Origin of the sequence: Arthrobacter sp. NPDC093125 (genome assembly GCF_044754225.1) — a bacterium.
Lineage (GTDB): Bacteria > Actinomycetota > Actinomycetes > Actinomycetales > Micrococcaceae > Arthrobacter.
The window spans coordinates 847,396-860,718 of the sequence record NZ_JBIVOQ010000001.1 but is presented as its reverse complement, the minus strand read 5'-3'; the positions used below and the strand labels follow the sequence as shown (position 1 = coordinate 860,718).

General features: G+C 65.2%; 15 protein-coding genes. 2 read left to right on the top strand and 13 right to left on the bottom strand.

All coding sequences use genetic code 11. The annotated features are described in order from the left end of the window. The first annotated feature begins 295 nt into the window (after positions 1–295). Entirely contained in the window at positions 296–865 is a 570-nt protein-coding gene (locus tag ACIP9X_RS03985; RefSeq protein ID WP_400478535.1) for a hypothetical protein, read from the top strand. Positions 866–975: 110 nt separating this feature from the next. Here the strand turns inward: ACIP9X_RS03985 and ACIP9X_RS03980 are convergent, their stop codons facing one another. The 7 genes from ACIP9X_RS03980 to rpsF form a co-directional block, all read right to left on the bottom strand. Next, positions 976–1,326 (bottom strand): zf-TFIIB domain-containing protein, encoded by a 351-nt coding sequence (locus ACIP9X_RS03980; protein WP_400478408.1) that lies wholly within the window; start codon positions 1,324–1,326, stop codon positions 976–978. A gap of 68 nt (positions 1,327–1,394) precedes the next feature. Beyond that, a complete protein-coding gene (locus ACIP9X_RS03975; protein ID WP_400478407.1) occupies positions 1,395–2,021 on the bottom strand; it encodes an FMN reductase in 627 nt (208 codons plus the stop codon). A 142-nt stretch (positions 2,022–2,163) separates the two neighbouring features. After that, entirely contained in the window at positions 2,164–3,024 is an 861-nt protein-coding gene (locus ACIP9X_RS03970; RefSeq protein WP_400478406.1) for a PhzF family phenazine biosynthesis protein, read from the bottom strand. Positions 3,025–3,236: 212 nt separating this feature from the next. Further along, a complete protein-coding gene (rplI, locus tag ACIP9X_RS03965) occupies positions 3,237–3,689 on the bottom strand; it encodes a 50S ribosomal protein L9 (protein ID WP_400478405.1) in 453 nt (150 codons plus the stop codon). A 17-nt stretch (positions 3,690–3,706) separates the two neighbouring features. After that, positions 3,707–3,946: a 30S ribosomal protein S18 gene (gene rpsR / locus ACIP9X_RS03960; protein ID WP_003800144.1), complete on the bottom strand. Its 240-nt coding sequence runs from the start codon at positions 3,944–3,946 to the stop codon at positions 3,707–3,709. Positions 3,947–4,078: 132 nt separating this feature from the next. Continuing rightward, complete coding sequence (locus ACIP9X_RS03955) at positions 4,079–4,666, bottom strand: single-stranded DNA-binding protein (RefSeq protein ID WP_400478404.1); 588 nt, start codon at positions 4,664–4,666, stop codon at positions 4,079–4,081. A gap of 49 nt (positions 4,667–4,715) precedes the next feature. Beyond that, positions 4,716–5,021, bottom strand: a complete 306-nt coding sequence (gene rpsF, locus ACIP9X_RS03950; protein ID WP_400478403.1) for a 30S ribosomal protein S6 — start codon at positions 5,019–5,021, stop codon at positions 4,716–4,718. A 243-nt stretch (positions 5,022–5,264) separates the two neighbouring features. On the opposite strand from rpsF, the gene ACIP9X_RS03945 reads away from it, so the two are divergent. Next, positions 5,265–5,600: a YnfA family protein gene (locus ACIP9X_RS03945; protein WP_400478402.1), complete on the top strand. Its 336-nt coding sequence runs from the start codon at positions 5,265–5,267 to the stop codon at positions 5,598–5,600. Positions 5,601–5,694: 94 nt separating this feature from the next. Here ACIP9X_RS03945 and ACIP9X_RS03940 read toward each other — a convergent pair whose 3' ends face one another. From ACIP9X_RS03940 to ACIP9X_RS03915, 6 genes are all read right to left on the bottom strand, one after another. Beyond that, a complete protein-coding gene (locus tag ACIP9X_RS03940) occupies positions 5,695–7,116 on the bottom strand; it encodes an amino acid permease (protein WP_400478401.1) in 1,422 nt (473 codons plus the stop codon). Between the two features lie 243 nt (positions 7,117–7,359). Then, positions 7,360–8,703: a M18 family aminopeptidase gene (locus tag ACIP9X_RS03935; RefSeq protein WP_400478400.1), complete on the bottom strand. Its 1,344-nt coding sequence runs from the start codon at positions 8,701–8,703 to the stop codon at positions 7,360–7,362. A gap of 36 nt (positions 8,704–8,739) precedes the next feature. Next, the gene (locus ACIP9X_RS03930) at positions 8,740–9,684 is read right to left on the bottom strand and encodes a 3,4-dioxygenase subunit beta (protein WP_400478399.1); all 945 of its coding nucleotides are present in this window, start codon (positions 9,682–9,684) and stop codon (positions 8,740–8,742) included. A 98-nt stretch (positions 9,685–9,782) separates the two neighbouring features. Then, a complete protein-coding gene (locus tag ACIP9X_RS03925; protein ID WP_400478398.1) occupies positions 9,783–10,652 on the bottom strand; it encodes an ABC transporter permease subunit in 870 nt (289 codons plus the stop codon). 4 nt (positions 10,653–10,656) lie between these two features. Beyond that, entirely contained in the window at positions 10,657–11,601 is a 945-nt protein-coding gene (locus ACIP9X_RS03920) for an ABC transporter ATP-binding protein (protein WP_400478397.1), read from the bottom strand. 136 nt (positions 11,602–11,737) lie between these two features. Next, positions 11,738–13,240: a bifunctional phosphatase PAP2/diacylglycerol kinase family protein gene (locus ACIP9X_RS03915; RefSeq protein ID WP_400478396.1), complete on the bottom strand. Its 1,503-nt coding sequence runs from the start codon at positions 13,238–13,240 to the stop codon at positions 11,738–11,740. Positions 13,241–13,323: the final 83 nt, after the last annotated feature.

The following is a 13,323-nucleotide window of genomic DNA, read 5'->3' as shown; positions in this document are numbered from 1 at the left end:
GTGGACTCAAAGGTTTTTTCTCCCGACCATAATCCACAGCCAGCAGCGGTCTTCTGGGGATACTGGGCAGTAGTTTGACGGTTTTAGCCCACCATATGCCGGGGCTGTGATGAATCTCGCGCGGCCTGGCCCGTAAACCCGGGGCCAGGCTTGCCCGGTGGAGGATCCTTGGCCTGCCCGGGGCAAGCTCCGCGCTGGTCCATGGCTCGATCTGCATATGCTGTGGATAACGGGTATGGGGCTTAAGCTCTATGTATGGGTGGCGGCAAGCAATGTGCAGATCGGCTTTAGAACCATGGAATCGCTCCTAATCCCCCTCTTGATCCTCGTGGCAGTCACGGTCGCCGTGGTCCTGGCAACGCGCGCCTGGAGCCGCAGGCAGCAGAAACCGGGCGGACCCGAACAGGCACCACCCGATTCGGCAGAACTGGCAAGGGCGGCTGCGGCGAGGCTGTCGGAGGATGAGCACCGGAGGCTCTACGCCCTCATCGCCCAGGGCCAGGCGATGGCCGCAATCAAGCTTTACTACGAGGTGTCCGGCCTTGGCCTTCGCGCCTCCCGGGATGCCGTGGCGGCGCTGGCGGCCCACCCCCAGCCGTTCCGATCAGCGCCGCAGAAGCCTAGCGAGCCTGAGCCGGACGACGACGAGACCCCGCAACGCTTCCCGTACCGGTACCGCGCGATCGCCAGCAAAGGCGACGTCACGCGCGAAGTCAGCAGCAACATGCTGAACGACGAAATCTACGGCCGCATCCGGACCCTGGCGAAAAGCGGCGACATCGAAGCCGCCGCCACCGCCCTCACCAAGCACTCGGACATCACCATGAAGCAGGCCCGCGAGTTCCTCGCACTTTTGGACGATTAGTCCTGCTGCACGATTGGGCCTGCCGGATATCCAGCCGAGCTGGAAGACTGGCTCAGCTGGATGGTGGGCCTCCGGCGCCGACCCGGAATGTCAGAAGCCTGACCCGTCCGTCAGAAGTCGAAAAGGTCGCCAAGCCAGCCTTCCTTCTTTTTCGGCTGGCGGCGGTCGTAGTCGCGGTCGTGGCCCTTGCCGTGGCCGCGGTCGTCATACCGGGGCCGGTCGTAGCGGGGCTGTTCCCGCCGAAGGTCCCGCTCGGAGTAGAGAGGCGGCGGAACCATGCCCGGCGCGGGTGGAGGAGCCTGCGGAGACGCAGTCGCTCCCCCGAATGACTCGGCGCGGTCGATAATCTTGTCCAGCTCGCCGCGGTCCAGCCACACCCCGCGGCACTGGGGACAGTAGTCGATCTCCACGCCGCTGCGTTCGCTCATGATCAGGTCAACAGAATCCACAGGACATTTCATGCCCGCACAACGAGCAGGCGACCGGATTAGTTCGCCTGCTGGCTACGAGCTGCATAACTGCTGGCTCATCAGCGGCCTGCCGAGATCCCGGCGAGCAGCTCTTCAAACGACTGGGTCACCGGCGGCGCCTCCTTCCGAGCGGGCTGCGCATCTTCAAGCAGCCGGGCGAACTCCGTCGCCGCCCGCTCGACACGCCCCGAGAGGGGTGTGCCGCCGTCGTCCGTGCTCCCCCAGTCTTGGGGCCCGGCGAAGACCGCGGTGGCAGTGATCCGGGTGCGCAGGTAGCTGAAGAGCGGGCGCATCGCGTAGTCGAGCACCATCTGATGGCGGTCGGTTCCGCCGGTGGCCCCCAGCAGCACGGCTTTTCCGTCCAGGGACTTCGGATCCAGGACGTCGATGAAGGACTTGAAGAGCCCGCTGTAGGAGGCGCTGAAGACGGGCGTCACGGCGATGATGCCGTCCGACGCCGCGACAGCGCCGATAACTTCGGCGAGGCGCGGTGCCGCGTACCCGGTCACAAAGTTGTTGGCGATGTCCACGGCAAGGTCGCGGAGCTCCACCACATCAACCGTGGCATCGTAGCCCGCCGCATTGAGCTGCTGCGTCGCGGCACCGGCGAGCTGGTCAGCCAGCAGACGGCTCGACGACGGCACCCCCAGGCCGGCGGACAGGACGGTTATGCGGCGGGTTTCCATGGTGGTCTCCTCAAAGTCGGGCTGCCCTCGGTCGGGGCGCCTGGCGGCAGTACATGCATCTGCATCTACCCGCTCAACCCGGCCTGTCCGCGATTTATTCCGGCTTCAGCGGCCCGGCGCCGAAAACCAGCCGGACCGCCTTTCACAGCTCTGTGGCTCCCCGGATGCAGGTCACGGCGCTTCCGCCCACCCAGACGTCGTCGCCTGCGGCGTCGATGTGGACGCGGCCCTTTCGCCCCAACACCGTGCCCTGGGAAGCCACATAGGACGCCGGCGCACGTCCCGTGCTGATCAGCCACTGGGCGGCACCGGCATTAAAGCTTCCGGTCACGGGATCCTCAGCCGCTGCGTCTCCCGGGATGAAGGTGCGGACCTCGAACGACACCTCTCTACCGGCCGGGTAGGGGCCTATGACGCCCACCGCGAGCCCCTCCAGGGCCACATAGTCCAGCCGGAGCGCCAGCACCTGTTCCGCGGATTCCAGCAGCACACCGACCCATTCGGGGCCGTTCACCAGCCAGGAGGCATCCAACAGCGCCTGGCGCGGCAATCCCAGGCCGGCCGCAATCCTCAGCTGATCCTCCTCCGGCACGGGTTCGTAGCGCGTCAGGGGCGGGGCAGCGAAAGCCAGCCTGCCGCCGTCGTACCTTACCCGTACGAGGCCCGCACCGCACTCCTGGACCAGCACCCCCTCCTGGCGGGGAACGCCGCCGGCCTCGAGCCAGGCATGCGCAGAACCAAGGGTGGGGTGACCGGCGAACGGCAACTCTTCACTCCCGGTGAAGATACGCACCCGGTAATCCGCGCCGGGATCAGACGGGGGCAGCAGGAACGTGGTTTCGGATAGGTTCGTCCAGTTTGCGAACCGCTGCATCTGTTCGCTCGTGAGGCCCTCGGCTTCGCCGACGACGGCGAGCGGGTTGCCGCGGTAGGGCTCGGCCGTAAAGACATCCACCTGGGCAAACGGACGACGGCGGGCGGCCGGAGAAGGGGTGTGCGTCACCGGTGCAGGCTATCAGTCCGCCCTGAAAGGTTCAGAAGGACTGGTAGCAGAGGGGTACAAAACGAAAGCCCCCGCTTTCAAGTTCCCGGAGGAACCGAAAAGCGGGGGCCGTCAGCAGTTCAGGACTGCGCAGCGATCTGGCCTAAGCCGGAAGACTACTTGCCGCGCGTAGCGTCCCTAAAACCTCGCAAGCTCGGTTTCAGGGAACCCTGCTACTTGCCTGCGACTACGTCGAGTTCGATCACAGCGGCAACGTCGTCGTGCAGACGGACGTTGGCCTGGTAGGAACCGACCGACTTGATGTGCGCCGGCAGTTCAACCTTGCGCTTGTCGATGCGGCCGAGGCCGGCAGCCTCAACAGCGTCTGCAACGTCGGCCTGCTTGACCGTGCCGAACAGGCGGCCGCTTTCGCCGGCCTTCACGACCAGCTTGACCGGCTTTGCGGACAGAGCGGCGGCCTGCTTCTGAGCGTCTTCCAGGGAAGCGTGCTCGCGGGCAGCGCGGGCAGCCTTGATGGACTCAACCTGCTTCTCGCCACCCTTGGACCAGGTCAGGGCGAAGCCGCGGGGCAGCAGGTAGTTACGTGCGTAACCGTCCTTGACCTCGATGACGTCGCCTGCAGCACCGAGACCGGTGACTTCGTGGGTCAGAATGAGCTTTGCCATTTTAGTTAATCCCTTCCTTAGCCGCGGCCAGCGCCGGAGTAAGGCAGCAGAGCAACTTCGCGGGCATTCTTGATTGCCTGGGCGATCTTGCGCTGTTCCTGCACCGTAACGCCAGTGACGCGACGGGCACGGATCTTGCCGCGGTCGGAGATGAACTTGCGCAGCAATGCTACGTCCTTGTAGTCGATGACTGTGATGTCAGCGGCCTTCAAGGGGTTGGACTTTGGTTTGGGCTTACGGAGTTCAGCCTTAGCCATCGTGGAGCTCCTATTCTTTGGAGCCCGTGAATATTGATCCACGGGATGGTGGTGGTCCGACGGCGGCAGTCGCTCGGCGTGCCATCTGGCACGCCCCAGTGCATGCTGCGCCGGACCTTTGTTTTTTGTTGGTTAGAAGGGAGGTTCGGAATCCGGGCCGTTGCCCCAGCCGCCTGCATTGCTGACCCCGGGCGTGGCCCACGGGTCATCCTGCGCTGCGGGCTGGTTGCCGCCCCAGTTTCCGCCGGTGTTGCCGCCCTGGTTTCCACCCTGGCCTCCACCGAACCCACCGCCGCCGCCGAAGCCGCCGCTGTTGCCTCCGCCAAAGCCGCCCTGACCACCCTGGCCGCCGGAGCGCTGGGTGCGGTTGACCTTCGCGTTGGCGTAGCGCAGGCTCGGGCCGATCTCATCGACTTCGAGCTCGATAACGGTGCGCTTTTCGCCTTCTTTTGTTTCGTAGGAACGGCTCTTAAGCCTGCCGGAAACGATCACGCGCATGCCCTTTGTCAGGGACTCGGCGACGTTCTCGGCTGCTTCGCGCCATACCGATGCACGGAGGAACAGGGTTTCCCCGTCCTTCCACTCATTGGACTGGCGGTCGAACGTGCGGGGCGTAGAAGCGATGGTGAAGTTCGCTACTGCCGAACCTGACGGTGTGAACCTCAGTTCGGGGTCATTGGTGAGATTACCGATGACCGTAATAGTGGTTTCGCCTGCCATCTACTGCCTCCTTGTTCGTTCCTGCGGGGTAAAGAATGAAAGTGGCTGATTACTCAGCAACAACCTTCTGCTCTTCGGGGCGGATGATCTTGGTGCGCATGATGGTCTCGTTGAGACCCAGCTGGCGGTCAAGTTCCTTGGCGGTTTCCGGCTTTGCGGTGAAGTTCACCACGGCGTAGATACCTTCGGACTTCTTCTTGATGTCGTAGGCGAGGCGACGGCGGCCCCAGATGTCAACCTTTTCGATGGTTCCACCATCGTTGGTGATGACATTCAGGAACTTCTGAAGCGACGGCTCTACGGTACGCTCTTCGACCTCGGGGTCGATGATTACCATCAATTCGTAAGGACGCATATGTGAACCCACCTCCTTTGGGCTAAGCGGTTACGGCATTTCCGTAACAGGAGGTTCATTTGCGGTGCCATGCATGCCCCTCTCCGGAACGGAGACAGGGCGTAGCACAGACTTCAATATCTTAGTGCATTGGGGACGGTTTCCGCGATTCGGCCTGTGACTCGAGGCTAGTGCCGGGACGCCTACGGCGGGAGCCGCGGTGGCCCGTATGTGGAAAAGCGCAGAGGACGAAATACTGAAGCCATGACAATCCTGAAATCGGTGCTGCTTTTCGCCCTGGCCGCGGCCGCGGAAATCGGCGGCGCCTGGCTGATCTGGCAGGCGGTCCGGGAGGACAGGGCCTGGTGGTGGGCCGGGCTCGGCGTCGTGGCCTTGGGGCTGTACGGCTTCGTGGCAGCCTTCCAGCCCGACACCCACTTCGGCCGGGTCCTGGCGGCCTACGGCGGGGTTTTCATCGTGGGGTCGCTGGTGTGGGGCGTGATCCTGGACGGCTTCCGGCCCGACCGCTGGGACCTGATCGGGGCTGCTGTGTGCTTGGTGGGTGTTGCGCTGATCATGTTCGCGCCCCGGCAGGGATGACTTCTGGAAAAAGAAAACCGTCCGCCGGGCGGGCCATTCCGGCTCGCCCGGCGGACGGTTTACGTTGAGGGGTTGCAGCAGCCTCAGCCAGAGACTACGACGCCGGCCCGGCGCCCGCACCCGCGGGTGCTGTTTCCGGAGCCGCTTCAGCGGGGGTTCCGGCGCCGGGTCCGCCCTTGCGGTAGCGCCACACGCCGATGGCGACCACGACAACAGCCAGGGCAACCGACAGCAGCAGGGATTCGCGCGTGGAGTCGAGGATCACCATGCCGATGATGAGCGCCACGATGCTGCCGATGGCCAGCCAGGTCAGGTAGGGGAACAGCCACATCTTCAGGGAGAGGTCCTTGGCGGCTGCACCCATGCGGCGGCGCAGAATGAGCTGGGACGCAGCGATCACGAGCCACACGAACAGGGCGATGGCGCCGGACGTGTTCACCAGGAACAGGAACACGGTGTCCGGTGCGATGTAGTTCATGCCGACCGTGATGAACCCGACCACGGTGGACGCCAGCACGGGCGCCACGGGCACGCCGCGCTTGGAGATTTTGGTCCAGGATTTGGGTGCATCTCCGCGCTTGGAGAGTGAGAAGAGCATGCGGCTCGCCGTGTACAGGCCGGAGTTCAGGCAGGACAGGACGGAGGTGAGAACCACGATGTCCATGATCGTGCCGGCACCGGGGATGCCGAACAGTTCGATAACAGCCACGTACGGGCTCTTGGCGACACTGGCCGAGTTCCACGGCAGGAGGGTGACCACGATGGCAATGGAGCCGATGTAGAAGACCAGGATGCGCCAGACGGTGGACTTGACGGCTTTCTTGACGGCGTCGACCGGGTTCTCGGACTCGCCTGCGGCGATGGTGGCGATTTCGGCGCCGAAGAAGGAGAACACCACTACCAGGATGCCGGCGAGCACTGCACCGGGTCCGTTGGGCAGGAAGCCGCCGTTCTCGAGGAGGTTGCTCAGGCCCGGCGCGGGAACACCGGGGACCAGGCCCAGGATGGCCGCGGCGCCGAAAAGGAGAAACAGAATAATCGCAGTGACCTTGATGGAGGCAAACCAGAATTCGAACTCACCGTACGACTTCACGGAACTGAGGTTCGTCAGCGTCAGCAGCACCATGAGCACAAGCGCCCAGATCCACTGGTCGATACCGGGCACCCAGCGGTGCATGATCGCAGCACCGGCGGTTGCCTCGATGCCGAGCACGATGATCCAGAACCAGGCGTACAGCCATCCGATGCTGAACCCTGCCCAGCGGCCCAGTGCTTTGTCGGCGTAGGTCGAGAAGGATCCTGTTTCGGGGTTGGCGGCAGCCATTTCCCCGAGCATCCGCATCACCAGGATTACCACGATCCCAGCAGCCATGTAGGCCAGGAGGATGCCCGGCCCGGCCTGCTGGATTGCGGCGCCGGACCCGACGAACAGACCAGCGCCAATGACGCCCGCAATGGCGATCATGGACAGGTGGCGGGGTTTCAGGGATTTAGAGAGCTGTTGGTCAGCGTGCATGAATGCGCCGTCCTCTTGTTGATTTCTTGAAGCTTGGGGGGCCGGGACCGGCAGCGTCGGATGTGCGGCGGCCCACATGGTGCGTTTCACACTAGGGGAGCAGACGCACGGGGGACTTATGCAACAGTACAGTTTGCCCCTGCCCAAAAGGGGCAGACCCCCAACGCTGACCACCAATAGGCATCTGATGTTTTTCTGTGGGCAATTCTGTAACCGCGCGGAAACGTCAGTCAAAGGCTGGCACTAGGCGTTGGCCGCAAAAAAACGTTCTGTTACTTTGGCCAGCGAATGCGGGTCTTCCACCCCGCACAGCTCCCTGGCGGAGTGCATCGACAGCAGCGGCACACCCACATCGACCGTCCTGATGCCCAGCCGGGTGGCTGTCAGCGGCCCGATCGTGGAGCCGCACGGCATCACATTGTTGGAGACGAATTCCTGGTACGGGACACCGGCTTCCCCGCAGAGCCGCGCCCACATTGCCGCGCCGGCGGCATCCGTTGCGTAGCGCTGGTTGGCGTTGATCTTCAGCAGCGGCCCGCCGTTGAGGACGGGCCGGTTGACGGGGTCGTGCCGCTCCGGATAGTTCGGGTGGACGGCGTGTCCGGCGTCGGCGGAAACACAGAACGACGACGCCAGGGCCTGCCGCCGCTGGCTCACCGAGGCGCCGAGGCCGTCGGAAATGCGGACCAGGATGTCCTCGAGGACCGGTCCGCTCGCGCCGGAGCGCGACGCGGAGCCGATTTCCTCGTGGTCGAACGCGGCCAGCACGGCAATCGGGGCGGATCCGTTGGCCCCCGCGGCGTCCGTGCTGCCTTCGGCGCGCGGGCCCGCGCCCGCGGCGTGCGCGATGAGCGCCGTCAGTCCTGCGTGGGTGGCGGATAGGTTGTCCAGCCGCCCGGACGCGAAAAACTCACTCTTCGCCCCGAAAACCGCAGGGGCCTGCGTGTCCGCAATGACGACGTCGTACCCGCCGATCTGCGCCGGATCAACAGGGCCGCTCCCGCTGACGCGATCGGCCAGCAGCCCCAGCAGGTCCTCGCCGGCGGCGTCGCCGAGGCCGAAGACCGGGTTCATGTGCTGCTGCTTGTCCAGGGTGAGGCCCTCGTTCACGGCCCGGTCCAGGTGGATTGCCAGCTGCGGAAAACGCAGCAGCGGCCCGGTGGCGGTGAGGTGCTGGGTGCCGTCGAGCAGCACGAGTCTGCCGGCGAGCTGCAGTTCCCGGTCCAGCCAGGAGTTCAGCAGGGGCCCGCCGTACACTTCGACGCCCGCCTGCAGCCACCCGAACTTGCCGGTGGTCGGCTTGGGTTTGAGCTTGAAGGACGGCGAATCGGTGTGGGTTCCCAGAATGTTGAATCCCGTGGTGGGGCCTGCGCTCTCCGGCGCCACCCAGGCAATAAGCGCGCCGTCCCGGATGACGTAAAACCTTCCTGCCGCTGCGTCCCACGTCTCCAGTTCATCCAGCCCGGTAAACCCTGCCTCATCCAGCCTCCGCGCCGCTTCCTGCACAGCGTGAAAGCTCGACGGCGAGGCGCTGACATAGTCGCCCAGGTCCCGGATGTGGTCTGCGGCCGTGGATTGGAGAGGCATGGCTCCGAGTCTAGCGCCGCCCTGGACGCCCCCGTTTCATACCGTGACGTTGAGCCCCGCGGAGTAACCGTTCGCCACCGAACCGGACATGGTAGCCAGCTGGTAGATGCCGCCGTCGTCGCCGAAGACGTTGTCCGACTGGAGTGTCGTGTTGGGGAAGTTCCGGGCGCTGGTTTCGTAGCCGGAGGAGGAGTAGACCTCTTTGCAGGCGGCGTCGGTCAGGGCGACCTGTGAGACCGCGAGGATCTGCCCGGCGGCCGTTGCGTTGGACATGGACTCAAAAACTTCGAAGTGGATGTGCGGCCAGCGTCCGTTGTAGGCGCCGGGGTAGGTCGTGTTGAAGGTGACCTGGCCGTTTGCGTCGGCTTCCTGGACGCCGCGGAGGTAGTTCTCGTTAGCGAGCCCCGAATCGTAGAGCGAGTAACGGCCCTCCCGGTCGCAGTGCCAGGCGTAGACAGCGGCCCCGGCAAGGGGGACACAGCCGTTGGCGTTGTCCAGGAGGGTCAGCGTCAGGGTCAGCGGCACACCTTCCGCCTTCGTGCTGGAGGTGCCGAAGCTCGACGTGATGTCCTGCCGCACCACCCCTGAGGCCTCGAGCACGTTCGGGCCGTTGGAGCCGTCACCCGGGAAGGGTCCGGCCGTTTCCGCAGGGATCTCCACGCCGCATTCCGCGATGGCACGCGTGACGGTAGGTGACGCCGTAGCGGAAGCCGCTGGCGCCGTCGTCGTACCGGCGGTGGACCCGGCAACAGACGACGGTGCCGCGGCAGACGGCGCGGCCCCGGGGGAGGAAGCCGCGGAACCGGACCCCCCGGGTGTGCATGCGGCCAGGGCGGCTGCTGCGGACCCCATGCCAAGGAACATGCCCAGTGAACGGCGGGACATGATGGTGGAGAGGTCGAATTCGAGGCCGCGGTCGTGGTTGGGATGGGGGACGTGCGGGGCCTGCTGCCCGTCGGGGGTGCCCGGTGAAGAGGTCATGGATCCATGAAACGCCAGGCAGCTATGGCCTGCCTAGGGCATTTCTGTGCAGAAGCTGTGCGGACGGCCCGCGGGCGCCACCCTGATGGGAGGTTCCCTCAGACGTCCCGGGTCTTCAGCAGGACCATGGCCAGCACTACCGGCACCACTACCCAGGCACCCAGCACGAGCGCCGCCTGCCAGGCTTCGAGGGTCTCCGGGACATGTTCAACGGCGGTCATCGGGTTGATGGTGTTGCCGGGCAGGTACTTGCGGGCTTCCTCGAAGAAGTCGCCGGGGATCAGCTGAAAGGCGATGGGGGCCACGAAGAACAGACCAACGAGGCTCATGATGCCTCCGGCCGAGTTGCGGATCAGGGTTCCCAGGGCCATGCCGATGGCGGCGACGGCTGCGACGTAGAGGCTGCTGACGAGCAGCAACTTCACTGACTGTGAACTGGCCAGATCCAGCTTGAGCCCATAGTTGTCCAGGATCGGAACGGCCACCAGCCCCGCGATATATGTCGAGGCGGCCGTCAGGAGGAAGGTGCTGACCAGGATCACCACAAGCTTTGCCAGGAAGGCCGGGATCCTCTTGGGTACGGCTGCAAAGGTGGAACGGGCCATTCCGGTGGTGAACTCCGAGCTCATGAGCAGTACGCCCAGCGAACCAAGAATCAGCTGCGCGAACCCGATGCCAGACGTGGGGACAGTGACCGCGAGGTCCCCGCCCTGCGCTGCCATGGCCTCGGCGGCCTGGGGATCGGAGTTGGCCGCATCGGCGAAGGACCCCGTTCCCCAGGCGGACAGCGCGCCGAATCCAACCATCACCACGGCAGTGGAGGCGAGCAGGATCAGGGTGGACAGGAGCGTGCGGAACTTGATGAATTCGGAGTTGAGGACGCGGGGGAAGCTCGGGCCGGCTTCACGTGAGGGGTTGGCCGGATTCGTGCCTGCACCGCCGGGCTGGGTAAATGTCGATGTGCTCATGGTTCTACTTGCCTCCGGGCTGGGCTGGAACGGGGGCTCCCGTAGTGGTCAGTGAGTGGTATTCGACCGCGTCCTTGGTCAGCTCCATATATGCCTCTTCCAGGCTGGCCTGCAGGGGCGTGAGTTCGTAGATGAGGACCTGGTGCTCCAGGGCGGTCTGGGCGATCCGGCGCGGATCGGTGCCCTTCACCTCAAGGAGCTCCCGGTCCTGCAGCTCAGCCGAGACGCAGTCTCCGGCCAAAGCGTTCATCAGTCTGTCCGGCTGGTCGGTGCGGACGCGGGTCCGGCTCTGGCCCTTGCCGTTGATGATGTCCTTGATGGGCGCGTCGGCGATGATCCTGCCGCGTCCAATCACGATCAGGTGGTCCGCCGTCAAGGCCATTTCACTCATAAGATGGCTGGACAGGAACACAGTCCGCCCTTCTGAGGCCAGGTACCTGACCATGGTGCGCACCCACACCACGCCCTCCGGATCCAGGCCGTTGACGGGTTCGTCCAGAATGATGGTCTGCGGGTTGCCCAGCAGCGCCGCGGCGATGCCCAGGCGCTGCCCCATGCCCAGGGAGAAGCCTTTGACCTTCTTGTTGGCAACATCTGCCAGGCCGGTGATCTCGATGACTTCCCTGACCCGCTTCTTGGGGATGCTGTGGGTAGCGGCCATGGCGAGCAGGTGGTTGTAGGCCGAGCGGCCGGTATGGACTGCCTTCGCGTCAAGCAGCGCCCCGATTTCGCGTAGCGGCGCCGCATGCCGGGCAAACGGCTCCCCGTTGACGGTGACCGTTCCCGCCGTCGGCCTGTCCAGCCCCATGATCATGCGCATGGTGGTGGATTTGCCGGCCCCGTTGGGGCCCAGGAAGCCGGTGACCCGTCCGGCCTGGACAGTGAAGTTGACGGAATCGACGGCGGTTTTGTCGCCATAGACCTTCGTCAGGCCTTGTGCCTCAATCATGGAAGCGGTCCTTTGCCTAGGTGCTGGATGTGCTCGTCGGTGTTCACGGTCCACGCTACCGATCCCCACCACGGATTTTTGCCGGTTTCCGGGATGAATCAGGGGTGAATCAGGGTAGCTGCGCCTCATTCGGGGTTTAGTCCGCTTCCCGCGGCGAGTAATACATCAGGGCCCTGCGCTTCAGACCAAATTCCGCGACCCTGACACCGGGAATGGTTTCCCCGTCAACGGCGAGCACCATGGGGCCGGAACCAGTTTCAATCCGGACCCGGGCAGCCTCCCGGAGGTGGGTGACCCTGGACGTCCCCACGGTGCCCGTCAGCACGGACCACAGCATCCGAAGGCGGGCAAAGGACTCATCCGCGGTGATCATCCTGATGTCCAGCATGCCGTCATCCAAGAGGGGGCGGAGCAGCGGGGCGTGGTCCCGCGGGTAGTAGCGGCCGCGGCCAAGATACATGATCCACAGCTTGTGCCGTTTGCCGTCCACCAGGAGGGTGATGGGCTTCTCGACGGCGAAGGTGCGGAACATCGCGATCACTCCGGCAAGCGGCCTGCCCAGCGCCGGCTGGAGTTGATCGCGCCGACGGACCAGATTCGGGTATAGGCCAATGCTGGCGGTGTTCAGCATGAGAAGCTCCACCCTTTCCGGATCATCTGCCAGCCCTCGCTCGACCTCCACAACGCCCACATCGGCCAAGGCCGCCGTCCCCTCGCCGGCGGCCGCTGCCGCTTCCCTGACCGAGGGCGTTCCGGCGTCGCGGGCGAAGTGGTTCAGCGTTCCGCCCGCCAGCACCAGCAGGGGCAGGCCATGTTCGACGGCGGCCGCCGCCGCAGTACCGACGCTTCCGTCCCCTCCCCATACCCCGAGGGCGCGGATGCCTGGCCGGGTGGCCGCCGTCTCCACCTGTTCGGCGACATCGTCGTCGGGTCCGATAGTCGTAATATGCGCCAAGGGGAATACTTCCCTCAGAGCCGTCGCCGTTTCCTCAGTAAAGGAGCCGCCAAGTGTATTGACGGCGATACTCAGGCCTTCACCCTGGGGAAGCTTCGCGGCTTCCACCCAGGTCCGGGAGGTGGGCGGGAACGGTGGACGCACCGGCCACCACCGTTTGGTAACCAGGGCTGCAGCGGCCCCGATCGCTGAGCCGAAAAGAACATCCGAGGGCCAGTGGGCCCCGGTATGCACTCTGGAGTACGCCACGCCCGCGGCGACCGGCGCTATCGCGGCGCCGAGAACCGGCTGGACCATCCCTGCCCCCAGGGCGAAGGCGACGGCGGATGCCGAGTGGCCGGAGGGCATGGACGAACTTGTGGGCTGCGGATGCACGAAGCGGAACACGGGAAGGTGCTCGGGGAGCGGGCGGGTGCGGGGCAGGACCGTCTTGAAGGCCAGGTTGGTGACGGCGGAGGCGACGCCCTGAGCGAGCAGGCCATGAACGGCAGCGCGCCGCATGCGCCCGGGAACCAGCGCGGCGGCGGCTGCGACCCCGATCCACAGCTTTCCCTTGTTCGCCGAGGCCGACAAGCGCCGGAAGAAGGTGTCATGGTGCCCGCCCGGAAATGCCGAGATCGCCCGCAGGAGCGCGCGGTCCATCTCAGCCACCCAGCCGTGGCCGGTTCTGAACATCCTTCGCATTTCCCCACCCTACCGCCGGTGGAGCCGGCGGATAGAGGGCGCCAAACCTGTCTGTCCCTTGCGCGGGACCCCTTCGGAGGGCG

Excerpts from the sequence above, each read along its gene's own strand:
- ACIP9X_RS03985 (WP_400478535.1), top strand. The coding sequence starts at position 296 with ATGGAATCGCTCCTAATCCCCCTCTTGATCCTCGTGGCAGTCACGGTC.
- ACIP9X_RS03980 (WP_400478408.1), bottom strand. The coding sequence starts at position 1,326 with ATGAAATGTCCTGTGGATTCTGTTGACCTGATCATGAGCGAACGCAGC.
- ACIP9X_RS03975 (WP_400478407.1), bottom strand. The coding sequence starts at position 2,021 with ATGGAAACCCGCCGCATAACCGTCCTGTCCGCCGGCCTGGGGGTGCCG.
- rplI (WP_400478405.1), bottom strand. The coding sequence starts at position 3,689 with ATGGCAAAGCTCATTCTGACCCACGAAGTCACCGGTCTCGGTGCTGCA.
- rpsR (WP_003800144.1), bottom strand. The coding sequence starts at position 3,946 with ATGGCTAAGGCTGAACTCCGTAAGCCCAAACCAAAGTCCAACCCCTTG.
- ACIP9X_RS03955 (WP_400478404.1), bottom strand. The coding sequence starts at position 4,666 with ATGGCAGGCGAAACCACTATTACGGTCATCGGTAATCTCACCAATGAC.
- rpsF (WP_400478403.1), bottom strand. The coding sequence starts at position 5,021 with ATGCGTCCTTACGAATTGATGGTAATCATCGACCCCGAGGTCGAAGAG.
- ACIP9X_RS03945 (WP_400478402.1), top strand. The coding sequence starts at position 5,265 with ATGACAATCCTGAAATCGGTGCTGCTTTTCGCCCTGGCCGCGGCCGCG.
- ACIP9X_RS03940 (WP_400478401.1), bottom strand. The coding sequence starts at position 7,116 with ATGCACGCTGACCAACAGCTCTCTAAATCCCTGAAACCCCGCCACCTG.
- ACIP9X_RS03935 (WP_400478400.1), bottom strand. The coding sequence starts at position 8,703 with ATGCCTCTCCAATCCACGGCCGCAGACCACATCCGGGACCTGGGCGAC.
- ACIP9X_RS03930 (WP_400478399.1), bottom strand. The coding sequence starts at position 9,684 with ATGACCTCTTCACCGGGCACCCCCGACGGGCAGCAGGCCCCGCACGTC.
- ACIP9X_RS03925 (WP_400478398.1), bottom strand. The coding sequence starts at position 10,652 with ATGAGCACATCGACATTTACCCAGCCCGGCGGTGCAGGCACGAATCCG.
- ACIP9X_RS03920 (WP_400478397.1), bottom strand. The coding sequence starts at position 11,601 with ATGATTGAGGCACAAGGCCTGACGAAGGTCTATGGCGACAAAACCGCC.
- ACIP9X_RS03915 (WP_400478396.1), bottom strand. The coding sequence starts at position 13,240 with ATGCGAAGGATGTTCAGAACCGGCCACGGCTGGGTGGCTGAGATGGAC.